At 68.0% G+C, this 21,220-nt stretch carries 18 protein-coding genes; 13 read left to right on the top strand and 5 right to left on the bottom strand.

Annotation, left to right across the window (positions count from 1 at the left end; translation table 11 throughout):
- Positions 1-4: 4 nt before the first annotated feature.
- Positions 5-697, bottom strand: a complete 693-nt coding sequence (locus ACZZZQ_RS00380) for a nucleotidyltransferase domain-containing protein (protein WP_056278433.1) — start codon at positions 695-697, stop codon at positions 5-7.
- Positions 698-737: 40 nt separating this feature from the next.
- Positions 738-2,153, bottom strand: a complete 1,416-nt coding sequence (locus tag ACZZZQ_RS00375; RefSeq protein ID WP_463506653.1) for an RNB domain-containing ribonuclease — start codon at positions 2,151-2,153, stop codon at positions 738-740.
- Between the two features lie 164 nt (positions 2,154-2,317).
- Here ACZZZQ_RS00375 and ACZZZQ_RS00370 point away from each other — a divergent pair, with 164 nt between their 5' ends.
- Both ACZZZQ_RS00370 and ACZZZQ_RS00365 read left to right on the top strand, forming a co-directional pair.
- Positions 2,318-3,088: an isocitrate lyase/PEP mutase family protein gene (locus ACZZZQ_RS00370; RefSeq protein ID WP_053095782.1), complete on the top strand. Its 771-nt coding sequence runs from the start codon at positions 2,318-2,320 to the stop codon at positions 3,086-3,088.
- A 43-nt stretch (positions 3,089-3,131) separates the two neighbouring features.
- Positions 3,132-4,889, top strand: coding sequence for a proline--tRNA ligase (locus ACZZZQ_RS00365; RefSeq protein ID WP_463506652.1), 1,758 nt, complete (start codon positions 3,132-3,134; stop codon positions 4,887-4,889).
- A gap of 66 nt (positions 4,890-4,955) precedes the next feature.
- Here the strand turns inward: ACZZZQ_RS00365 and ACZZZQ_RS00360 are convergent, their stop codons facing one another.
- The gene (locus ACZZZQ_RS00360) at positions 4,956-5,459 is read right to left on the bottom strand and encodes a pyridoxamine 5'-phosphate oxidase family protein (RefSeq protein WP_053095784.1); all 504 of its coding nucleotides are present in this window, start codon (positions 5,457-5,459) and stop codon (positions 4,956-4,958) included.
- Between the two features lie 124 nt (positions 5,460-5,583).
- On the opposite strand from ACZZZQ_RS00360, the gene ACZZZQ_RS00355 reads away from it, so the two are divergent.
- Positions 5,584-6,624 (top strand): LOG family protein, encoded by a 1,041-nt coding sequence (locus ACZZZQ_RS00355; protein WP_053095785.1) that lies wholly within the window; start codon positions 5,584-5,586, stop codon positions 6,622-6,624.
- On the opposite strand, the gene ACZZZQ_RS00350 is transcribed toward ACZZZQ_RS00355, so the two are convergent.
- On the bottom strand, positions 6,593-7,948 hold the full coding sequence (locus ACZZZQ_RS00350; protein WP_463506651.1) for a flavin monoamine oxidase family protein: 1,356 nt from the start codon (positions 7,946-7,948) through the stop codon (positions 6,593-6,595). The genes ACZZZQ_RS00355 and ACZZZQ_RS00350 overlap by 32 nt on opposite strands.
- A gap of 131 nt (positions 7,949-8,079) precedes the next feature.
- Here ACZZZQ_RS00350 and nusA point away from each other — a divergent pair, with 131 nt between their 5' ends.
- The 5 genes from nusA to ACZZZQ_RS00325 all read left to right on the top strand — a co-directional run bounded on the left by nusA (position 8,080) and on the right by ACZZZQ_RS00325 (position 15,049).
- Positions 8,080-9,063 carry a transcription termination factor NusA gene (nusA, locus tag ACZZZQ_RS00345; RefSeq protein ID WP_053095786.1) on the top strand — a complete coding sequence of 328 codons (984 nt, stop codon included), beginning with the start codon at positions 8,080-8,082 and terminating at the stop codon, positions 9,061-9,063.
- 59 nt (positions 9,064-9,122) lie between these two features.
- Complete coding sequence (locus ACZZZQ_RS00340) at positions 9,123-9,377, top strand: YlxR family protein (protein WP_072591126.1); 255 nt, start codon at positions 9,123-9,125, stop codon at positions 9,375-9,377.
- Positions 9,378-9,472: 95 nt separating this feature from the next.
- Positions 9,473-12,280, top strand: a complete 2,808-nt coding sequence (gene infB, locus ACZZZQ_RS00335) for a translation initiation factor IF-2 (RefSeq protein ID WP_187249504.1) — start codon at positions 9,473-9,475, stop codon at positions 12,278-12,280.
- Positions 12,281-12,351: 71 nt separating this feature from the next.
- Entirely contained in the window at positions 12,352-12,786 is a 435-nt protein-coding gene (gene rbfA, locus ACZZZQ_RS00330) for a 30S ribosome-binding factor RbfA (RefSeq protein WP_053095788.1), read from the top strand.
- A gap of 304 nt (positions 12,787-13,090) precedes the next feature.
- Entirely contained in the window at positions 13,091-15,049 is a 1,959-nt protein-coding gene (locus ACZZZQ_RS00325) for a helix-turn-helix transcriptional regulator (RefSeq protein WP_463506650.1), read from the top strand.
- Between the two features lie 9 nt (positions 15,050-15,058).
- On the opposite strand, the gene ACZZZQ_RS00320 is transcribed toward ACZZZQ_RS00325, so the two are convergent.
- Positions 15,059-15,958: an HhH-GPD family protein gene (locus ACZZZQ_RS00320; RefSeq protein WP_463506649.1), complete on the bottom strand. Its 900-nt coding sequence runs from the start codon at positions 15,956-15,958 to the stop codon at positions 15,059-15,061.
- 104 nt (positions 15,959-16,062) lie between these two features.
- On the opposite strand from ACZZZQ_RS00320, the gene truB reads away from it, so the two are divergent.
- The 5 genes from truB to ACZZZQ_RS00295 all read left to right on the top strand — a co-directional run bounded on the left by truB (position 16,063) and on the right by ACZZZQ_RS00295 (position 21,125).
- A complete protein-coding gene (gene truB / locus ACZZZQ_RS00315; RefSeq protein ID WP_463506648.1) occupies positions 16,063-16,956 on the top strand; it encodes a tRNA pseudouridine(55) synthase TruB in 894 nt (297 codons plus the stop codon).
- Entirely contained in the window at positions 16,953-17,321 is a 369-nt protein-coding gene (locus ACZZZQ_RS00310; RefSeq protein ID WP_320488041.1) for a hypothetical protein, read from the top strand. Before truB ends, ACZZZQ_RS00310 begins: the two co-directional genes overlap by 4 nt.
- A gap of 53 nt (positions 17,322-17,374) precedes the next feature.
- Complete coding sequence (locus ACZZZQ_RS00305; RefSeq protein WP_233277308.1) at positions 17,375-17,821, top strand: hypothetical protein; 447 nt, start codon at positions 17,375-17,377, stop codon at positions 17,819-17,821.
- Positions 17,818-18,771 carry a bifunctional riboflavin kinase/FAD synthetase gene (locus tag ACZZZQ_RS00300; protein ID WP_230100583.1) on the top strand — a complete coding sequence of 318 codons (954 nt, stop codon included), beginning with the start codon at positions 17,818-17,820 and terminating at the stop codon, positions 18,769-18,771. Before ACZZZQ_RS00305 ends, ACZZZQ_RS00300 begins: the two co-directional genes overlap by 4 nt.
- 209 nt (positions 18,772-18,980) lie before the next feature.
- Positions 18,981-21,125 (top strand): DEAD/DEAH box helicase, encoded by a 2,145-nt coding sequence (locus ACZZZQ_RS00295; RefSeq protein WP_463506647.1) that lies wholly within the window; start codon positions 18,981-18,983, stop codon positions 21,123-21,125.
- Positions 21,126-21,220: the final 95 nt, after the last annotated feature.

Genomic DNA, 21,220 nt, shown 5'->3' with positions numbered 1-21,220 from the left:
CCGCTCAGCGCACGAAGCCGCTCTGCACCCGGCCGCCCGCGCGGATGAGCTCGTCCTCGACCCGGGCGGCGAAGGCGGCGTAGTCGCGCGCGAGCAGAGGGGTGCTCAGGAGGTCGGCACGCTCGCGACTGAGGCTCCGAAGCCGTCGCGGAAGCCACTTGCCCGTCGCCGTCCAGCGTCCTTCGCTCAACAGCATGAGCTCCGCCATCCTCTCGAACAGGATGGCGGCCTCGACCTGCTGCTCCAGCGCATCCGTCGCATCCCTGAGATCGTCGAGCACATCGGTGATGACGTATCGGCGAAAGGCGGACTCCTTCGCGCTCAGGGAGGGGCCGTCGTCGAGCACGCTCCGCCATCGAGCGCGCAGCGCGGAGAGGCGACCGTCGTCTCGGATCGCGATGCCTTCGACGAGCATGTGCACCGTCACCGGTCGATGCTGTGCGACGCCGCGGTCGGCCCACTCGTCGAATCCCGCCGGGGTGTATGCGAAGACCTCGAAGATCTCGCCCTCGAACTCGTGCGTCGAGGCCTCGCTCGTCTGCTCCTCGACCGCGAAGAGGCGGTCGCCGAGAAGCAGCAGATCGATGTCGCTCGACGGTGTCCGCTCTCCGCGCGCGGTGCTCCCCGCCACTACCGCGACGTCTGCCCCGGGATAGTGAGCGTCGACGAATCGTTCAGCGATGGCGAGGTGGTCCACGCCGCCAGCGTAACGTCCCTCCGCGTGCGTTCCCGGTGAGTCAGACGGCGAACTCGATCTCACCTCGGGTGATGTCCACCCGCTCGACACGGAGGCGCACGGTCGCGCCGGGGACGGTGTCGGGCGGCACAAGGGCGGAGGCCGTCACGGCGGGATCGGCGATCTGGACGGTCGCGCGCTCACCGCGCATCTCGATGACGGTCGCGTCGACGGATGCGCCGACCAGCGGTGTCATCAGCGCAGCCTCGACGCAGTTGATCGTCGCGGAATCGAGCCGGGAGGCACGCTGGCCGGACTCCTGCATCAGTGCAGGAAGCTCGGCGAGGGACTCGCGCACCCAGCCCGGAACCTCGCGACCCTCGGATGCGGCGAGGCAGACAGTGAGCGACCAGCGGTCGACGAGACGCCGCAATGGTGCGGTGGCATGAGCGTAGGGGGCGGCGATCGCCGCCTGTTCCGTGTCGGGCGGTACCGGGCCGTCGAAGGTCACATACCCCGCTCCGCGGAACAGGGACGCCGCAGCTTCGAGGATCGGGAGGGTCATGGGGTCTTCGCGGTCCAGCTCGCGGAGGTAGTCACCATACCTGCCGGTCGTCCACGGCCGGCCGAGGGCCTCGGTCTGGTGGCGGAACGCCTCGAACGACTTCTCGTCGGGCTGGGGCATCGTCCGCAGGATCCCGATGCCTGCGTCGATCATGAGCGACGCGGCTGCCATGCCCGTCATGAGCGACAGCTGAGCATTCCATTCCTCGACAGGAAGCGGATGCCGGCGTTCGATGGCGAAGGTTCCGTCGACGCCCCGCACGACCTCTTCGTCCGGCAGGTTCAGGCTCGCACCGCCCCGCAGCTTCTCCTGCGCGATGCGGAGCGCGCCGATCTCCGGCAGAAGCTCGGCGGGACCCGCCTCGCCCTGATCGAGTGCCGCCTGCGTGCTGGCGTAGTCGAGCTGGGCGCGCGAGCGGATCAGCGCTCGCTCGAGCCGGAACTCCTCGACGACTCCCGCGGAATCCAACGCGAAGGTCCAGACGAGCGCGGGGCGATCCACGTCGGCCAGCAGCGACGCACGATCCTCGCTCAACACCTTCGGATGCAACGGGATCGTGCCGTCCGCTGCATACAGGGTCTGACCTCGCCGGCGGGCTTCCGCGTCGACAGCGCCGCCCGGTCGCACGAAAGCGGGTACATCGGCGATCGCGTAGCGGACGGTGTAGCCGGATCCCCGGCGCTCGAGGTGGAAGGCCTGGTCGAGGTCGCGCGACCCGAGCGGATCCAGGGTGGCGAACGGGATGTCGCGCAGATCGAGCTCTGGGGTGGCAGCATCCGAGGCTGCAGCCTCCGCCAGGACCGCCGCAGGGAAGTCCGTGGGGGCGCCCAGAGATTCCCGAAGGGTGGCGAGCGCGACGGCGAGCTCGGTCTGCGCGGCTGACGGAGCAACGTGGGATCGGCGCTGAGGCATGACCCCACACTAGATCCTTCGCTTTCGCGAGCCGGTGCCGTCGGGACAGCACCGCGGGAGCCGAGTGGCCGAGCCGTCAGCCGCAGCGATGCGCACCACCCGGAACCTGAGATTCGCGTGTCCGTCCGGCCCTGACCGGAATACTGGGCGTTAGCGTTGGGGACATGACCACTGCTGCGAAAGCCCAGACCCTGATCGGACTCTACGAAGCTCCGGAGATCCTCCGCGTCGTGAACGTGTGGGACGTCGTGTCCGCCCGCGCCGTCGCGAAGCTTCCCGAGACGAAGGCGATCGCGACGGCCGGACACGGCATCGCCGCCTCGTTCGGCTTCGAGGACGGCACCATCACCCGCGACATCATGATCGACATGGTCGGCCGCATCGCCGCATCCGTCTCCGTTCCGGTGACCGCCGACCTCGACGACGGATACGGCGACGCAGGAGAGACCACGCGACTCGCGATCGGCGCCGGCGTGGTGGGTGCCAACGTCGAAGACCGCCTGAAGCCGTTCGACGAGTCGGTCGCGGCCGTCGAGGCCATCGTCAAGGCCGCCGAGGCCGAGGGGGTTCCGTTCGCTCTGAACGCTCGTACCGACGCTTTCGTGCGCGCCGGCCACCGTCCTGTCGCCGAGAGCATCGCCGATGCGATCCAGCGCGGCCGGGCGTTCCTCGACGCCGGCGCCACGGCTGTCTTCGTTCCGGGCATGCTCGACGCCAACATCACGCGTCAGCTCGTGGAGGGGCTCGGCGAGGGCAAGCTCAGCGTCATCGGGCTTCCCGGCACCCTCGCCGCCTCGGAGTACGAGAAGCTCGGTGTGGCCCGCATCTCCTACGGCCCGCTCCCTCAGCGGGTCGCCCTGACCGCGGTCCAGGATCTTGCGGCAAGCCTCTACGCGGGCGGCGTGATCCCGAACGGCCTGCCCGCGCTCAACTGACGCATCGCGAAAACGAGCGACCACCGGTCAGTAGACTTGCCCGGTGGTCACTCGTCTTTCGAAATTCTTCCTCCGCACGCTCCGTGAAGACCCTGCAGGCGCAGAGGTCGCGAGCCACAAGCTGCTGATCCGCGCCGGGTACATCCGGCCGCAGGCTGCCGGTATCTTCGCGTGGCTCCCGCTGGGTCTCCGCGTGAAGGCCAAGATCGAGACCGTCGTCCGCGAGGAGATGGCCGCGGCAGGCGCACAGGAGGTGCACTTCCCGGCTCTCATGCCCCGCGAGTCGTATGAGGCGACCGGACGCTGGGACGAGTACGGCGACCTGCTGTTCCGTCTCCAGGACCGCAAGGGCGGCGACTACCTGCTCGCCCCGACGCACGAAGAGGCCTTCACGCTGCTCGTGAAGGACCTGTACTCGTCGTACAAGGATCTTCCCCTCACGCTCTACCAGATCCAGGACAAGTACCGCGATGAGGCGCGTCCGCGGGCAGGACTGCTTCGCGGACGCGAGTTCACGATGAAGGACGCCTATTCGTTCGATTCCTCCGATGAGGGTCTCGATCTCAGCTACCAGGCTCAGCGCGATGCCTACGAGCGCATCTTCCAGCGCCTGGGTCTCGAGTACGTCATCGTCCAGGCGGATGCCGGAGCGATGGGCGGTTCGCGGAGCGAGGAATTCCTGCACCCGACTCCCGTCGGCGAGGACACGTTCGTCCGCAGCGCCGGCGGATACGCCGCCAATGTGGAGGCATTCACGACCGCCGTTCCCGACGCCATCCCGTTCGACGCGGATGCGGCACCGGTGATCTTCGACTCGCCGAACACGCCCACGATCGAGACTCTCGTCGCGCACTCGAACGTGCACCTCGACGGCGACTACACGGCTGCGGACACGCTCAAGAACGTCGTGCTCGCGCTCACGCACCTCGACGGCACCCGTGAACTCGTCGTCGTCGGCATCCCCGGCGACCGCGAGGTCGACGAGAAGCGGGCCGAGGTCGCGTTCGCGCCCGCCGAGGTCGAGACCGCCACGGCAGACGACTTCGAGAAGAATCCGCTGCTCGTCAAGGGCTACATCGGCCCCTGGTCGCCCACGGGAGCTGTGCTCGGCGAGGAATCGGCTACCGGCATCCGCTACCTGGTCGACCCCCGTGTGAGCGAGGGCACGAGCTGGATCACCGGTGCGAACCTCGACGAGAAGCACGCGCATTCGGTTGTCGCCGGACGTGACTTCTTCGCCGACGGCATCGTCGAGATCGCCGACGTCCGCGCGGGCGATCCGGCTCCTGACGGCTCCGGTCCGGTCGAGCTCGCGCGCGGAATGGAGATCGGTCACGTGTTCCAGCTGGGTCGCAAGTACGCGGACGCGCTCGGACTCAAGGTGCTCAACGAGAACGGCAAGCTCGTCACGGTCACGATGGGGTCGTACGGCATCGGCGTGACGCGCATCCTGGCGATCATCGCCGAGTTGAACAACGACGAGAAGGGTCTCATCTGGCCAGCTTCGGTCGCGCCCTTCGATGTGCAGGTCGTGGCTGCCGGTCGTGACCAGATGGCCTTCGACGTGGCAGCTGAGCTCTCCGCTCAGCTCGAGTCCGCCGGTCTCGACGTGCTCTACGACGACCGCCCGAAGGTCTCGCCCGGAGTCAAGTTCGGAGACGCCGAGCTCGTCGGCGTTCCGCAGATCGTGATCGTCGGCCGAGGGGCCGCGGACGGTCAGGTCGAGCTGTGGGACCGGCGCACGGGGGATCGCAGCGCGGTGTCCGTCGCCGACGCCGTCGATCAGCTGACCCAGCGCTGACCTCGACGACAGAGAAATGCCGCGCACCTCACCGGGTGCGCGGCATTCTGTCGTTCGGAGCGGACGTCAGCAGACGATCCGGCCGTGGTTCATGATGTCGTCATCGGGCGTGTCCTTGGTCACGAGGGCCTTGAGCGCGCCGGCCGCCATCGCGATCTTGCCCTTGGAGGGCTCCCAGAACTCGGTCACCGTCGGCGTCACCTTGAGAAGTGCGATGCCGGGAGTGTCCAGCCCGTCCTCGAACCAGATGTCGAGCGAGGGCGAATAGAGCTCTTCCATCTTCGCACGGTCGTGCACCACGGACGCGTTGCCGGCCACCGACACGTATCGCATGCCCTTCGCGTCGCAGTACGAGAGGCCGACCTGTCGATGGGCGCGCGCCTCCTCGACCTTCTCGGTGTCTTCGGCGGTAAAGAACCAGATGTCGCCGGCGTCGTCCATCTGCCGGGTCGACATCGGCCTGCTCACGAGGTTGCCGTCGTCGTCGGTGGTCGTCAGCATCGTGAAGTCGATGTCCTCGACGAGTTCGGTGACGCGTGCCAGTGCTTCCGGTCCAGTGATCTCTGTCATGCAGCCACTGTCCCGCAGGAGACCTGACTTGGCACGGGCGTTGACACGGGGGCGTGAGCGTGGTGAGGGCGGAGGGCGGCGTTGCGGCGGCCCGCCCGACGTGCTCCCATGACAGGCTGAGGGCATGACCGACGAACCGCTGACGGCGTCGCTGAGCGCCGAGATCAACAACGTCCTCGACGAAGCAGGGGTCAAGACCGATCGCAGACTCGTGATGCGCATGATGCGCACAGCGGTCCTGCTGGGGGAGGACGGCACGAACCGCCTCGATCTCAAGATCGCCTCCGCCGCCCTCGCCGAGATGCGGGACGCCTTCCGCTTGTTCGCACCGTTCGAAGGGGTGCCGAAGGTCACGGTGTTCGGATCGGCGCGTACCCTCCACGACGATCCGCTCTACGTCCAGGCGCGTGATGTCGCGGCTGCTCTCGCGGCGGACGGATGGATGGTGGTGACCGGAGCAGGACCGGGAATCATGCAGGCTGCCGCTGAAGGTGCCGGCCCCGCGCTCTCGCTCGGCGTGTCGATCAGGCTGCCGTTCGAGGAGAAGGCCAACAGCCTGATCGCGGCGAGCGAGCATGTGGTGGCGATGAAGTACTTCTTCACCCGCAAACTCATGCTCATCAAGGAGTCCAGCGGCTTCATCTGTCTCCCTGGCGGATTCGGCACCCTCGACGAGATGTTCGAGCTGCTGACCCTCCAGCAGACCGGAAAGGCCGAGCCGACGCCGATCGTGCTGCTCGACGAGCCGGGAGGCACGTTCTGGAACGGCCTCAAGCGATTCATCGACGAGGACCTGGCGCCGACAGGGGTGATCTCCGAGGGTGACTTCGATCGCGTGGTCATCACCGACTCCGTCGAGTCGGCAGCCGCCGTGATCGCCGGGTTCTGGCGCAACTACGACTCGCTGCGCTGGGTGGGGGACTCGCTCGTGCTGAGACTGCGTGGAGAGCCGACGGACGAAGAGCTCGAGGATCTCAACGACCGGTTCGCCGGGATGCTGGCGAGCGGACGGATCGAACGGACAGCTCCGCGGTCGCCGGAGGTCGCAGACGACGATCTGCTGCACCTTCCTCGTCTCTCCCTGCATCTCGACCAGCGACAGGTCGGCAACCTGTTCCGTCTGATCGGCGCGATCAACTCGCTGGAGTCCGCTCCCGCGCTGTGATGCCTGCCGCGAATTCCGCCAGGTCGATCGACCGACCGAGAATGCGCTCAGCGGCGCGGTGCCCCGAGTAGTACGCGGCCCCCACGGTCGCCGGCTCGTCGCCCCATGTCGCCTCACCGGCGAAGTGCAGCACTGCGTCGACCGGCCCCGCGAGCTCGTCGTGGTCGTGGTGTGACGAGCCGACCGCGAGATGCGAGTACGACCCGTTCGAGAACTCGTCCTGTCCCCATCGCGTGATCCAGTGCGCGGTGGGGTCGCCGACGGCATCCGGGTAGAGGAACCGCAGGGCGCTCACGACGTCCGCGACGACCTCCTCATCCGACAGATCCTGCATCCGGCGGCCGAACGGGCCGGCGGTGAAGGTCAGCAACGTCGGGATCCCGCTGACCGCCGAGACGTCGTACCAGGAGTGCCAGTGCTCACCGGCCTCGCCGAGCGCCCGGAGAACGTAGCTGTCCTCGCGCCAGAAGCGTTCCGGGAACTGGATGAACACCTTGTTGAACACTCCCATGCCCAGTCGCGCGATCGGTCCGCCGACAGCGTCGGGCAGCGGAGGGGCGAACTCGATCGACTCCGCCTTGAGCACGCCGAGCGGCACGGTCACCAGCGCGTTGCGGGCCGAGAACTCTCCGTTCCGGGTCGACACGGTGACGCCCCGGTCGGTCCGCTCGATGCGGGTGACGACGTGACCGAGTCGGATGTCGAGACCGGCGGCGATCCGACGCGGGAGCTCATCGTAGCCGCGCGGGAAGATGACCTCGTCGCCGTCGATCGCATCCTCGTCGAGCCCGTGCGCGTCGAGGTCCCCGACCCATGCACCACACTGCTCCTCGACGCGGTGACGGAAGAACTCGCGGACCTCATCGATGCGCTCCGGCTCGAAGCCCGAGCGGTCGAGCGCGCGCTCCGTGACATCCAGATAGGTGTCGCCGGGGGAGGACCGGGTGATCTCCTCTGCCAACAGTCGATCTGCTTGCTCGACATCGGCGACCCACTGAGAAGTGCTCGCAGGATCCATCGCCCTGCCCTCCCCGTCGAAGTTCTCGATCGGCCTGCCTCCGGCCTGGAAGCTGCCGACGGTGTACTCGAGGGTGGGGATGCCGAGCGCCTGCACGAGATCCCACAGCGGGGAGTCGTCGACGCCGTGGACCCACGATGCACCGCGATCGACGGGAAAACCCGCAGCGCGGTCGGTGTGCATCCTGCCCCCGACGCGATCCCTCGCCTCGAGGACGACGACGTCGGCTCCGGTGTCGTCGAGCATGCGGGCCGCCGTCACACCCGACATCCCTGCCCCGATCACGATGGTGTCGTACGTCGTCACTGAGTCCTCCTGCGCGCTCGGCACCGCGTCGGTGCGGCCGCCTCCGTGGCATCGGGCGGTGGGCACAGGGTATCGTGGTACGGATGTCGCGCGTGAACACCCGCGCGACGAGAGCTGAATAGGGAGTCGTCATGGATATCGAACTGAGTCTGCTGCGTGGGATCGAGAAGGAGAAGGCGATCCCCTTCGATGAGCTGGTCTCGATCATCGAACAGGCCATCCTGACCGCCTACTCCAAGCACGTCTCGGACGACGGCGCCACCCCCGAGGGGGTCCGCGTCGAACTCGATCGTCGCACCGGGCACGTCGCTGTGCTGCAGGTCGTCAAGGACGAAGAGGGCGCGATCATCGGCGAAGAGGACGCGACGCCGAATGACTTCGGACGTATCGCGGCCTTCGCCGCCAAGCAGGTCATCAGCCAGCGCCTGCGGGACATCGCGGATGATGTCGTGCTGGGAGACTTCAAGGACAAGGAAGGCGACATCGTCGCCGGCGTGATCCAGCAGGGACCGAATCCCCGCATGATCCACGTCGATCTCGGAGCCGTCGAGGCGATCCTTCCTCCGGAGGAGCAGGTGCCGGGCGAGGAGTACACCCACGGGTCGCGCCTCCGCGTCTACGTGACCAGCGTCGCGAAGGGTCTCAAGGGACCGCAGATCACCGTCTCGCGCACGCACCCCGGTCTCGTCCGCAAGCTGTTCGCGCTCGAGGTGCCCGAGATCGCCGCAGGTCTCGTGGAGATCGTCTCGCTGGCTCGTGAGGCCGGCCACCGCACCAAGATCGCCGTCCGTGCGAACGACCCGGCGATCAACGCGAAGGGCGCCTGCATCGGCGAGATGGGCCGACGCGTTCGTGCCGTCACCGAGGAGCTGGCCGGCGAGAAGATCGACATCGTCGATCACGACCCGGAGCTCGCCGCGTTCGTCGCGAACGCCCTCTCTCCCGCCAAGGTCACGAGCTCGTTCATCCTCGACGCGAACACCAGAGCCGTGCGTGCACTCGTGCCCGACTATCAGCTCTCGCTCGCGATCGGCAAGGAGGGGCAGAACGCCCGACTGGCTGCCAAGCTCACCGGAGCGAAGATCGACATCCAGCCGGACAGCGTCCTGGACTGACCGCTCGCCACGTCCGACTCGCGCCAGCCGCGCGAGTCGGACGGGAACACAGGTGTAAGATGGAACCCGTACGAACGTGCGTCGGCTGTCGCACGCGTGCTCCCCGCGCCGCTCTTCTCAGAGTGGTGTCCCAGAACGACATCCTCATCCTCGATGAGCGCGCCGTTCTGCCAGGGCGAGGCGCGTGGGTCCATCCGACACCGGAATGCGTGGATGCCGCTCTGCGGCGCCGGGCTTTCGGAAGAGCACTGCGCGTCTCCAGCGATCTGGACACGCGGATCATCGAACAGCACCCACCAAGAAACAAAGGCTGAACGGCTATGGAAACAAAGTGAACGGCTCGAAATGAGACCCGTCCGCGACTAGTGGTCTGCCCTGTCTGGGTGGACCGACCCCAGACAGGAGAATTGTGGCTGGTAAACCACGCGTACACGAGATCGCCGCCGAACTCGGCGTCGACAGCAAGATCGCACTTGCAAAGCTCAAGGAACTCGGAGAGTTCGTCAAGAGCCCCTCTTCGACCATCGAACCGCCGGTGGCGCGCAAGCTTCGCGCTGCCATCGAGTCGGACGCCTCGCTGAAGGGCTCCGCGGATGCGGCTCCCGCCGCAGCGAAGCCCGGTGCCGCCAAGCCCGGTGCAGCCAAGCCCGGTGCAGCCAAGCCCGGTGCCGCCAAGCCCGGTGCCGCCAAGCCCGGTGCCGGTGCACCGACACCCGGACCCAAGCCCGGGCCCAAGCCCGCGCCCGCGCCCGAGGCGCCTGCTGCAGCTCCGGCACCCGAAGCTCCGGCCGAGGCCGCCGCTCCGGCTGCCGCCACGCCGGCAGCTCCCCAGTCCGCAGACAGCGCAGCTTCCAAGCCCGCTGACGGCGGCGCACCCAAGCCCGGCGCCCCGCGCCCGGGCAACAACCCGTTCTCGTCCGCTCAGGGCATGGGTCAGCGGCCCAACGGACCGCGACCCGGCAACAACCCCTTCGCCTCCGCGCAGGGGATGGGCCAGCGCCCGACGCCGGGCAACATCCCGCGTCCGCAGGCTCCGCGTCCCGGCGCGCCGCGTCCGGGTGCACCTCGTCCCGGTTCCCCCCGTCCCGGCGCCCCGCGCGGCGGTCAGGGCGGTCGTCCCGGTGGTGCACCGTTCCAGCAGCGTCCGGGTGGACCCGGTCGTCCCGGCGGTGCCGGCGGACCCGGCGCAGGTCCCGGCGCTCGTCCCGGTGGAGGCTTCGCAGGTCGTCCCGGTGGCGGTGGAGGTCGCGGTCGTGGTCCCGGTGGAGGTACCGCAGGTGCCTTCGGCAAGGGCGGCGGCAAGAGCAAGCAGCGCAAGTCGCGGCGGGCGAAGCGGCAGGAATTCGAGATGCGGAGCGCCCCGGTCGTCGGTGGCGTCAACGTCACCCGCGGTAACGGCGAGATCATCCGTATGCGCCGCGGCGCGTCGATCTCGGACTTCGCCGACAAGATCGAGACGCTGACCGGCTACACGGTCCAGCCCGGAACCCTCGTGACGATCCTCTTCAACCTCGGCGAGATGGCCACGGCCACCGAGTCGCTGGATGAGGCGACGTTCGAGGTCCTGGGTGCGGAGCTCGGATACAAGATCCAGATGGTCTCGCCCGAGGACGAGGACAAGGAGCTCCTCGAGGGCTTCGGTCTCAACCTCGAGCAGGAGCTCGAGGAGGAGAGCGAGGACGACCTCGAGATCCGTCCTCCGGTGGTCACCGTCATGGGCCACGTCGACCACGGTAAGACGCGCCTTCTCGACGCCATCCGTCAGACCAACGTCATCGAGGGTGAAGCCGGCGGCATCACCCAGCACATCGGTGCGTACCAGGTGTGGACGGAGCACGAGGGCATCGAGCGTGCCATCACCTTCATCGACACCCCGGGTCACGAGGCCTTCACGGCCATGCGTGCTCGTGGAGCGCAGGTCACCGACCTCGCGATCCTCGTGGTCGCGGCCGACGACGGCATCATGCCGCAGACGGTCGAGGCGCTCAACCACGCCCAGGCGGCGAACGTGCCGATCGTGGTCGCGGTGAACAAGGTCGACAAGCCCGACGCCAACCCGGCCAAGGTGCGCCAGCAGCTCACCGAGTACGGCCTGGTCGCAGAGGAGTATGGCGGAGACGTCATGTTCGTCGACGTCTCGGCCCGTGCGAACACCGGAATCCAGGAGCTCCTGGACGCGGTGCTGCTCACTGCCGATGCAGGCCTCGACCTGACCGCCAACCCGAACAAGGCCGCTCGCGGTGTCGCCATCGAGGCGAAGCTCGACAAGGGTCGCGGTTCGGTCGCCACGGTGCTCATCCAGTCCGGAACGCTGCGCGTCGGTGACGCGATCGTCGCCGGAACGGCGTACGGCCGCGTGCGTGCGATGGCGGATGAGAACGGCGAGCAGGTCCTCGAGGCCTACCCGTCGCGTCCCGTGCAGGTGCAGGGTCTGAACTCCGTGCCGCGTGCCGGCGACGTCTTCATCGTCACTGAGGAAGACCGCATGGCCCGTCAGATCGCCGAGAAGCGTGAAGCTGTCGAGCGCAACGCGCAGCTGGCGAAGGCCCGCAAGCGCATCTCGCTCGAGGACTTCACCCGTGCTCTCGAAGAGGGCAAGGTCGAGTCGCTCAACCTCATCATCAAGGGTGACGTCTCCGGTGCCGTCGAGGCGCTCGAGGAGTCGCTTCTCAAGATCGAGGTCGACGACTCGGTGCAGCTCCGCATCATCCACCGCGGTGTCGGTGCGATCACGGAGTCCGACGTCAACCTCGCGACGATCGACAACGCGATCATCGTGGGCTTCAACGTCCGTCCCGACACGAAGGCGCGCGAGCGTGCACAGCGTGAAGGCGTGGACATCCGGTTCTACTCGGTGATCTACAACGCGATCGACGAGATCGAGAGCTCGCTCAAGGGCATGCTCAAGCCGGAGTACGAAGAGGTCCAGTCGGGTGTCGCCGAGATCCGCGAGGTGTTCCGCTCCTCGAAGTTCGGCAACATCGCCGGTGTCATCGTGCGCTCGGGAACGATCACGCGAAACGCCAAGGCTCGCGTCATCCGCGACGGTGTGGTGATCGCCGATGGCCTCGCCATCGAGTCGCTGCGTCGGTTCAAGGACGACGTCACCGAGGTTCGCACGGACTACGAGGCCGGTATCGGCCTCGGCAAGTTCAACGACATCCAGATCGGCGACGAGATCGAGACCACTGAGCTGGTCGAGAAGCCTCGCAGCTGATCGAGTTCGATATCTTCGGGCGAGGGTGCGTCATGCACCCTCGCCCGAAGGGTACGTAGAGGGAGAGAACAATGGCTGGTGAACGACAGGCACGTCTGGCCGATCGCATTCGTGTGATCCTCGCAGAGCGACTGGAGAAGGGTCTGCGCGACCCGCGACTCGGATTCGTGACCATCACCGACGTCCGCGTGAGCGGAGACCTGCAGCACGCCTCCGTGTTCTACACGGTGCTGGGCACCGAGGAGGAGCGCCTCTCCAGCGGTGCGGCGCTGACCTCCGCGACCGGCATGCTCCGCAGCGAGGTCGGGAAGCAGCTGAGCACCCGCCTGGTTCCGACGCTCGAGTTCATCCCCGACGCGCTGCCCGAGAACGCCGATCACATCTCGGCGCTTCTTCGCGAGGCGCAGCAGCGCGATGCCGACGTGGCGAAGCTCGCCTCCTCCGCCTCGCACGCCGGTGACGCAGACCCGTACCTGCGCCAGGAAGACGACGACACGCAGGCCTGAATATCGCGCCCTCGTCTGAGGGTGTGAGCAGTCTTGGTAACCTCGGCCTAACGGGCAGTCGCCCGTGGGGACTGGGGAGTTCAGCATCGACGTTTCGCGTGCGCAGAGGACAGCTTCGGTCGCACCGGCAGCTGTCGAGACGATTCTCGAGGAACTCCTCGAGCACGACCTGAGCTGCGCGCCGCATGTCGCGGCGCGACTCGCTGCCGAGCTGTCGGAGGACCCTCCCACCATCCTGGCCGTCGCAGCTCGTCTTGACGGGGCTCAACGGCAGGGGCTCAGGTCGCTCCCCTCACCGTTGCCGATGGTGTCATCGGTCGAGACGCTTTTCGCCCAGCTGGAGCTGGACGACAGCGACCGTGAGGTGCTCATCGCGGTGTCGATGCGCCTCGACGACAGGCTGGATCCGCTGGTCGGTTTCGCCGGTCGTTCTGCCGCGGAGCTCACCACAGGCCCTCTCGGAGCGCTCCTCGACATCCACGCCGGTCGCGTCCGTCTGTCCGACCCCCGCTTGGCGATCTGGTTGCGAGCGACGACGCCCTCCTCCGCGGCTGCTGCAGTGCACCTGCGACTCCACCGACTCTTCGACGAACGCGGCGAGCAGGTGGACGCCGACTGGCACAGCGCTCGAGCTGCGATGCACGGCGAACCGGTGACTGCCGGGGAGCTCACACGGATAGCCAGGGAGCATTCGGAGGCGGGACTCAGCGAGCGCGCCTTCCACCTCGCTGCAGAAGCCGCCGCCCACTCGAGCGGGGTCGAGCAGGACGAGGCAAACCTCGTCGCCGGTGTCGCCGCCATCGCGGCCGGGCACGCGGTCGAGGCGGCGCGACGGCTCGGAAGTCTCTTCCCCGGTGGCGACGAGCTCTATCGGCTCCAGGGTCTCGGCGGGCTGCTCGTCGCCGAGACGCATCTGCGCGGGTCAGTTCCCGAGGTCGACATGAGCGTGATCCGACCGGATCGCGATGACGCGGAGCACTGGTACTCCTGGGCGCGAGCTGCTGCCTTCGCAGCGATGCTGTGCGCCGAACGCGGTGACCGTCGCACGATGCGCTCGTGGCTCGACGCTCTCCGTCACGCGAGCGCGCGCGTCGAAGCCGATCGCGAACTCCGAGATCCGGTCGTCGCACTGGCCTGGCTCGTCATCGGCGACCGCGAGAAGGACGACGTTCGCGGGGCCGGGCCCCTCACCGGCGGCCTGTTGAGGGCTCTGCAAGCGGCGGTCGACGGGGACGTCGACCGCGGGCTGAGCCTGCTCGCCGCCGGTGACTCGCCGGTCGGCGTCGAGGTCGACCCGTTCGTGGCCGGCTTCGAGCTCAGTCCACTCGTCGCGGCGTACCGCGCGGTCGCCGAGGTGCTGCTCCTGATGTGGCGTGGAGACATCGGCGCCGCGCGCGACCGGATGCTTCGTGCGGCCGTCGAGCTGCCTGTGGCGCTGCCTTTCGCCGGGCTCGGCGTCGTGATCGCACGACGCCTCGATCTCGCGGTTCTCGGACATCTGGGGCCGTTCGCCAAGGCTCTCACCGCCGCCCTCCCGGCCCCTCTGCGCATCGATCAGCTGGTGGACAGGGGAATCGAATCATTCCTGTCGGGACACTCGGCCGAAGCCGCGGCGTGCATGCGGCTCTGGAGGGATCGCGGCGCTCCTCAGCCGACCCTGTCGGTGCCCGGGCTGGAGGAGGCGATCGTGGTCACGCATGGCGGATCATGGAGCCCGCAGCGGATCGAACCGCCCGAGATCGCTCTGGCGCAACGGCTGCGCGTGCAGATCACCAGCTGCTCGGACGACGAGTGGCGCCTTGCGCGGCCGGTCGTGGTCGCCGCCGCACGGACCTTGACCTCGCCTTTCTCCCGCGGACGGGTCGAGGCGATGATCGGCACGAGGTCGCTGATCAAGGGAGACGTGGGTCTCGGACGGGAGCACCTCTCGATGGCACGGAACCTGCTCGAGGTCTCCGGTGCGACGGCGTGGGCGAGAGCGGTCTCGGTGCGTCTGGAGCAGGTGGAGGCCTCCGACGGAGCTGCCGCCAGCGGTGACCCGCTCTCCTCGTGCCGGCGAGTGTGGGAGTCGATGCTCACCGCTCGAGAGTTCGAGGTGGCGATGCTGGCGGTCGGCGGAGCTTCTAACCGCGACATCGCGGATGCGCTCCACGTTTCGGTGCGCACCGTGGAGGTGCACCTCGGTCGGGTCTTCGTGAAGCTCGAGGTGAGGACCCGAGTCGAGCTCACGGTGCTCGCTCACCGCATCGGGCAGTTCGTCTGACGGGCGGACTCAGCGGGGAAGCGACAGCAGTTCGCCATCGGCCTCGGCGAGGCCGTCGGCGATGAGCGAGACGATCGCACGGTCGCGCTGAAGCGGATCGGGCCAGTCGGCCAGCACGGAGTCGATCAGCACCGGGGTGGGCGCGGCGGTTCGCAGCACCCGGAGCACGGCTCCTCGTGCCTGGCGGTCAGAACCCTCGAAGGCGGCTTGGCGTCTGCGGGTGTCACCGGTCTCGGGTCGCCCTGCGGCCAGCCACGCGCATGTGTCGCTCAGCGGGCAGACGTCGCAGCGCGGCGAGCGTGCCGTGCACACCGTCGCGCCCAGCTCCATCGCGGCCGCGTTGAACACGGCGGACTCGGCGACATCGGCGGGCAGCAGCGAGTCCATCAGCGCCAGGTCGCGACGCGAGGGCGGTCCCGGCTGCGCGTGGCCGAGGATGGCGCGCGCCATCACACGTCGAGTGTTCGTGTCGACGACGGGGTGCCGGTCGCCGTAGGCGAAGACAGCGACAGCCCTGGCCGTGTAGTCGCCGATGCCCGAGAGCTTGAGGAGGGCATCGATGTCGTGGGGGACGACGCCGCCGTGTCGCTCAGAGATCTCGATGGCCGCGCGATGCAGCCAGAGTGCGCGGCGCGGGTAGCCGAGGTTGGCCCACTGCTGCACGACCTCGGCGGGTGAAGCGGCAGCCATGGCCGCGGGCGTCGGCCACCGGGCGAGCCACGCCTCGAGGTGCGGTATCACTCGGTTCACGGGCGTCTGCTGCAGCATGAACTCGCTGACCAGCGTTCCCCACGCGCCGAAATCCTCGCGGAATTCCGTGCGCCGCCACGGCAGGTCGCGTGCGGCACCCCGGTACCAGTCCGCAAGAGGCTCGGACACCTCGGCGGGTGGATGCGAAGTCGAAGGCACCTCGTCAGCCTAGGCGAACACCGATCCCCCTGAAGAGCGGCGGACGGCGTCGACATGGGTCGCGACGGGCAGAGGGGAGTTCGAGCGCACCGTAGGCTTGAGAGATGGTCTCGCCCGGCATCCTCCTCGTCGACAAACCAGCTGGACTGACCAGCCATGACGTCGTCGCACGCACTCGACGTGCGCTCGGCACTCGCAAGGTCGGGCATGCCGGAACCCTCGACCCCATGGCCACGGGTCTGCTCGTGATCGGCGTCGAGGGCGCGACGCGACTGCTCACCTACATCGTCGGAGCGGACAAGACCTACGAGGCGACGATCCGACTGGGACAGACGACGGGCACGGACGATGCGGACGGCGAGATCCTGACCCGAGCCACGGCGGGGTCCTGGGACTCGGTCACCCCCGATCGGGTCGCGGCGGGGATCGACGCGCTCACCGGCGCGATCTCTCAGGTCCCGAGCTCGGTGTCCGCGATCAAGGTCGACGGACGTCGTGCGTACGACCGTGTGCGGGCCGGCGAAGAGGTCGTGTTGGCCGCTCGTGACGTCACAGTGTCGCGGTTCGAGGTTCTGGCGGAGCGTTCCGGTGACGGGTTCCTGGATCTCGACGTCGTCGTCGACTGCTCCTCCGGCACGTACATCCGTTCCCTCGCTCGTGACCTCGGGGCAGCGCTCGGGGTCGGTGGGCATCTCACGGCCCTTCGGCGCTCGCGAGTCGGCGACTTCGACGTCGCGGATGCCGTGACGGTCGACGGCGTCGTCGAGACAGCGCTGCTGACTCCGGCCGCCGCCGCCGCGAGGGTCCTGGACGTGATGCCGGTGTCGGCAGAGGAAGCGAGAGATCTGCGTCACGGCAAGCGGCTGGTCGGCCAGGCGGATCGGCTGACCGGCGCCCTCGCGGCTGCGATCGACGAGGACGGCGTCCTGGTCGGCGTCGTCGAGAGGCGCGGTGCCGATCTCAAGAGCGCCATGAACATGCCGGAGGCGGCTCGATGATCCTCTGGCTGACGATCGCCCAGGTGGCGGTCGCGACCCTGGCCGGACTGTTCTGCGTGTCACTCGGCCTGGCCGGACGACGTCCGAGCGACTACTCCGTCGGTGCGCTCGCGCTCGTCGAGCTGCTCCTCATCGTGCAGGTGATCGTCGCCATCGTGGCGCCGCTGGTGGGGAACCCGCCGACGGGCGACCTGCTCGAGTACTGGGTCTATCTCGTCTCCGCGGTGCTGCTCCCCATCGGCGCCGTGCTGTGGGCGCTGATGGAGAGGAGCCGTTGGAGCACGGTGATCCTCGGGGTGGCGGCGCTGGCCGTCGCGATCATGATCTGGCGCATGCACGTGATCTGGACCATCCAGGTGGCCTGACCGGTCGGCGAGGCATCCGGGGCTTCCCGCCCGGATCTAGAATGGAGGACGCTATGAGCACCACCGTTCCCACCTCCCGCATGACCGGCATCGGTCGTGTCCTCGTGATCGTCTACGCCGTGATGGCGCTGGCGGCGACCGGGCGAAGCTTCGTGCAGATCTTCCGCCAGTTCGGTGAAGCCCCTCTCGCGTACTCGCTCTCGGCGCTCGCTGCCGTCGTGTACATCCTGGCGACGTTGGCACTCGTTCTCGCGAATCGACGCGGCTGGTACGCGGTGGCCTGGGTGGCGATCGTCTTCGAGCTCGCCGGCGTCCTCGTGGTCGGCTCGCTCAGCATCTTCTTCCCCGAGCTTTTTCCGCACGACACGGTCTGGTCGATGTTCGGGCGCGGGTATCTGTTCATCCCGCTCGTGCTGCCGATCTTCGGCATCTGGTGGCTGCGCACGCATAGGCCGGCCCGTGCGGTCGCGTCCGCTCTCCGCGTCGAGGCGAGCGCATGATCGTCTTCCGAGACCCGAGCGAGGTTCCCCCCGGTTTCGGTCCCTCCGCCGTGGCGATCGGCAAGTTCGACGGCGTCCACGCGGGGCACAGAGCGGTGATCGGGCGCCTCAAGGAGATCGCTGCCGAGTCGGGGATCCGCGCCGTGGCCGTCACGTTCGACCGCAATCCGCTCGCCGTGCTGCGGCCCGACCGCTGCCCGGAGAACGTGGTCACGGTCGAGCGGAAGATCGAGCTGCTGAGCGAGCTCGAGCTCGACGCCACGCTGGTTCTGACGTTCGACGAGGAGCTCGCAGCGCGCAGCGCGGAGGACTTCGTCGCCGGCATCCTGACCAGTGCCCTGCACGTGTCCACCGTTCTCGTGGGTGAGGACTTCCGGTTCGGCCGCGGCGGAGCGGGCAACCCCGATCTCCTCCGACAGCTCGGACCGAAATACGGCTTCACCGTAGAGGTCGTCGACGACGTCTTCCTCGACGGCTCCGACCGTCGGGTCTCGTCCACCTGGATCAGGGAACTGCTGATGGCCGGAGATGTCACCGCCGCCGCGCGTGTGCTCGACCGCAACGTCGACGTGCGCGGGGAGGTGGTGCACGGACTCAAGCGCGGACGCGAGCTCGGCTTCCCCACGGCGAACCTCTCGGCGTCCGTCGACTCGTTCGTGCCGGCCGACGGAGTCTACGCAGGCTGGCTCGTCGACCACGAGACCGGCCTCCGCCACCGGGCTGCCATCTCGGTCGGCACCAACCCCACCTTCGACGACGTGCTCGAACGTCAGGTCGAGGCGCACGTGATCGGAGAGACCGATCTCGATCTGTACGGTCACGACGTCACCGTCGAGTTCGTCGAGCGCCTGCGCGGAATGGTCGCGTTCGAGGGGATCGAGAAGCTGAAATCCCAGATGGCCGCTGACGTGACGGATGCCGAGACCGTCCTGTCGCGCGACGACCGCTGAACTCGCCCTGAACTCTGCGTGTCCTGATCTGCGTGGCTCAGGCGGCATGGCATAGAATGGGCCTCGGTGGTCCCTGATCCTCGCGCGTCCTTCGCTCGTCGACGACCGCCGGAAATACTGTTCGTACGGTCCTGGCTCACGCCACACGCGGACACCGAGAACGGTCGATGCATCCTCAGGGTGTTCCGGCCTTCACGCTCAGGAGGAGCATGCCGACCACGGCAACCGCCGCAACACGGCGCAAGAAGACGTCCCGTCGCGACGATGAGGCACCCCTCATCCCGATCCTCGCCCGCAAGGTGCGTGAGATCGAGGCGAAGTCGCAGCGAGGAAAGCTCGGACCCACCAACCGGGTCAAGTTCCAGGTCATCGCCTTCCTGGTGCGTGAAGAGCGCGCCAGGGTCAAGGCGGATGCCGACATCGCCGATGCCGCCCGCGCAGAGCTTCTCAAGCGACTCGACGGCGTCGCCACGATCCTGGCGAAGACGGCGGCGCGCGACACGTCGCTGATTCAGCTTCTCGAAGCCGATCAGGCGACCTCGCCGGTGGCGAAGCGCATGCGACGCGACTGGCTGCTCGAATCGGGGGCCGAGCTGGCTCCGGAAGAGCTGATCATCGCCGACATCGCGCCCGTCCAGGCACCCGTGGTGTCTGCGGCGATCGCCGAGCGCCAGGTGACCCCGCCCTCTGTCGAGGCGCGTCAGCTGGCGAACCCGTTCCTCGCGCCCGATCTCACCCCGCGCGCCACCACGACTCCGCGTCGACGTCTCGACGGCTGGGAGCTCATGGGCCCGCTGTACAAGGCTTTCGAGACCGGAGCCGGGGGAGGAGCAGCCAGTATGGACCTGCCTCCGGCGCCCGAGTACGACCACCTCTCGCCCAAGGGCCTCGAGGTTATGGTGCATCAGTCCCGCTTCCTCGAAGCGGTGCGAGCGGGGCACAGGAGCTTCCTCCTCGCCGACGAGCCCGGTCTGGGCAAGACGGCGCAGTCGGTGCTCGCGGCGTCCGTGGCCGGGGCCTACCCGCTGCTCGTGGTCGTGCCCAACGTGGTCAAGATGAACTGGGCGCGAGAGGTCGAGCGCTGGACCCCTCAGCGCAGGGCCACCGTGATCCAGGGCGATGGTGATGACATCGACGCCTTCGCGGATGTGTTCATCGTGAACTACGAGATCCTCGATCGCCACATGTCGTGGCTCGCATCCATCGGCCTCCGGGGCATGGTCGTCGACGAGGCCCACTTCATCAAGAATCTCAGCTCCCAGCGGTCGCAGAACGTGCTGTCGCTCGCGAATCGCGTTCGCGAGCGCACCCCCGGCGGCAACCCGCTGATGCTCGCGCTCACGGGAACCCCACTGATCAACGACGTCGAGGACTTCGACGCGATCTGGCGCTTCCTCGGGTGGACGACGGGTGAGAAGCCCGGGCCGGAGTTGATGGAGAAGCTCGACGCGACCGGCTTCACCCCCGCAGACAAGGCGTTCTACCCCGAGGCTCGCGAAGCCGTGATCTCGATGGGTATCGTGCGGCGCAAGAAGAAGGACGTCGCCGCCGACCTTCCCGACAAGCTCATCGCCGACCTTCCCGTGCAGCTGGACGACGAGTTCGGCCGCGGCATCCGTCAGGCCGAGCGAGAGTTGGGCGAGCGGCTCGCCGCCCGCTACCGGCGGATCATCGAAGCGCGAGGGGATCGCGGACTGGCACCCGGCGAGATCGACGACGACATCGTGCGTCTGGTCGCCCAGAACGAGCTCGAGGAGTCGAAGGCCGCTGGCACCGGGGGAGACAACGTCTTCACGATGGTGCGGCGCATCGGACAGGCGAAGGCGCACCTGGCAGCCGACTACGCGGCCCAGCTGCAGCGATCGGTGGGCAAGGTCGTGTTCTTCGCGAAGCACATCGACGTGATGGACCAGGCGGAGGCGCACTTCGCGTCGGCCGGCATCCGTTCGGTCTCGATCCGCGGCGACCAGACCTCGACCGTGCGGCAGCAGTCGATCGACGACTTCAACAGCGACCCCGAGGTCGGCATCGCGGTGTGTTCGCTGACCGCTGCCGGTGTCGGCCTGAACCTGCAGGCCGCATCCAACGTGGTCCTGGCGGAACTGTCCTGGACGGCCGCGGAGCAGACTCAGGCGATCGACCGCGTGCACCGTATCGGTCAGGACGAGCCGGTGACGGCGTGGCGGATCATCGCCGCGCACACGATCGACGCCAAGATCGCGGAGCTCATCGATCAGAAGCAGGGCCTCGCGGCCCGTGCCCTGGACGGCGAGGCCCTCGACGAGGCGGCGGCCGAGCCTGTGCAGCTGGGCGCTCTCATGCATCTTCTGCGGGAGACGCTCGGCGTCGTCTGAGCCTTCTCGAGTCGACAGAAATCGGCGTTAAGAACTCTGTTTCTTGGCGCCGATTTCTCATGTCGGGCGGACGTATCGCGCATTTCTGGCGAATC

It is taken from the genome of Microbacterium sp. AC132 (assembly GCF_979258525.1).
This window is presented reverse-complemented; position numbering and strand designations above follow the sequence as displayed.

What these genes read in the sequence shown, in the direction of transcription:
- ACZZZQ_RS00375 (WP_463506653.1), bottom strand. Translation starts at nt 2,153, where the DNA reads ATGCCTCAGCGCCGATCCCACGTTGCTCCGTCAGCCGCGCAGACCGAG.
- ACZZZQ_RS00370 (WP_053095782.1), top strand. Translation starts at nt 2,318, where the DNA reads ATGACCACTGCTGCGAAAGCCCAGACCCTGATCGGACTCTACGAAGCT.
- ACZZZQ_RS00360 (WP_053095784.1), bottom strand. Translation starts at nt 5,459, where the DNA reads ATGACAGAGATCACTGGACCGGAAGCACTGGCACGCGTCACCGAACTC.
- ACZZZQ_RS00355 (WP_053095785.1), top strand. Translation starts at nt 5,584, where the DNA reads ATGACCGACGAACCGCTGACGGCGTCGCTGAGCGCCGAGATCAACAAC.
- nusA (WP_053095786.1), top strand. Translation starts at nt 8,080, where the DNA reads ATGGATATCGAACTGAGTCTGCTGCGTGGGATCGAGAAGGAGAAGGCG.
- ACZZZQ_RS00340 (WP_072591126.1), top strand. Translation starts at nt 9,123, where the DNA reads ATGGAACCCGTACGAACGTGCGTCGGCTGTCGCACGCGTGCTCCCCGC.
- rbfA (WP_053095788.1), top strand. Translation starts at nt 12,352, where the DNA reads ATGGCTGGTGAACGACAGGCACGTCTGGCCGATCGCATTCGTGTGATC.
- ACZZZQ_RS00325 (WP_463506650.1), top strand. Translation starts at nt 13,091, where the DNA reads ATGGTGTCATCGGTCGAGACGCTTTTCGCCCAGCTGGAGCTGGACGAC.
- truB (WP_463506648.1), top strand. Translation starts at nt 16,063, where the DNA reads ATGGTCTCGCCCGGCATCCTCCTCGTCGACAAACCAGCTGGACTGACC.
- ACZZZQ_RS00310 (WP_320488041.1), top strand. Translation starts at nt 16,953, where the DNA reads ATGATCCTCTGGCTGACGATCGCCCAGGTGGCGGTCGCGACCCTGGCC.
- ACZZZQ_RS00305 (WP_233277308.1), top strand. Translation starts at nt 17,375, where the DNA reads ATGAGCACCACCGTTCCCACCTCCCGCATGACCGGCATCGGTCGTGTC.
- ACZZZQ_RS00300 (WP_230100583.1), top strand. Translation starts at nt 17,818, where the DNA reads ATGATCGTCTTCCGAGACCCGAGCGAGGTTCCCCCCGGTTTCGGTCCC.
- ACZZZQ_RS00295 (WP_463506647.1), top strand. Translation starts at nt 18,981, where the DNA reads ATGCCGACCACGGCAACCGCCGCAACACGGCGCAAGAAGACGTCCCGT.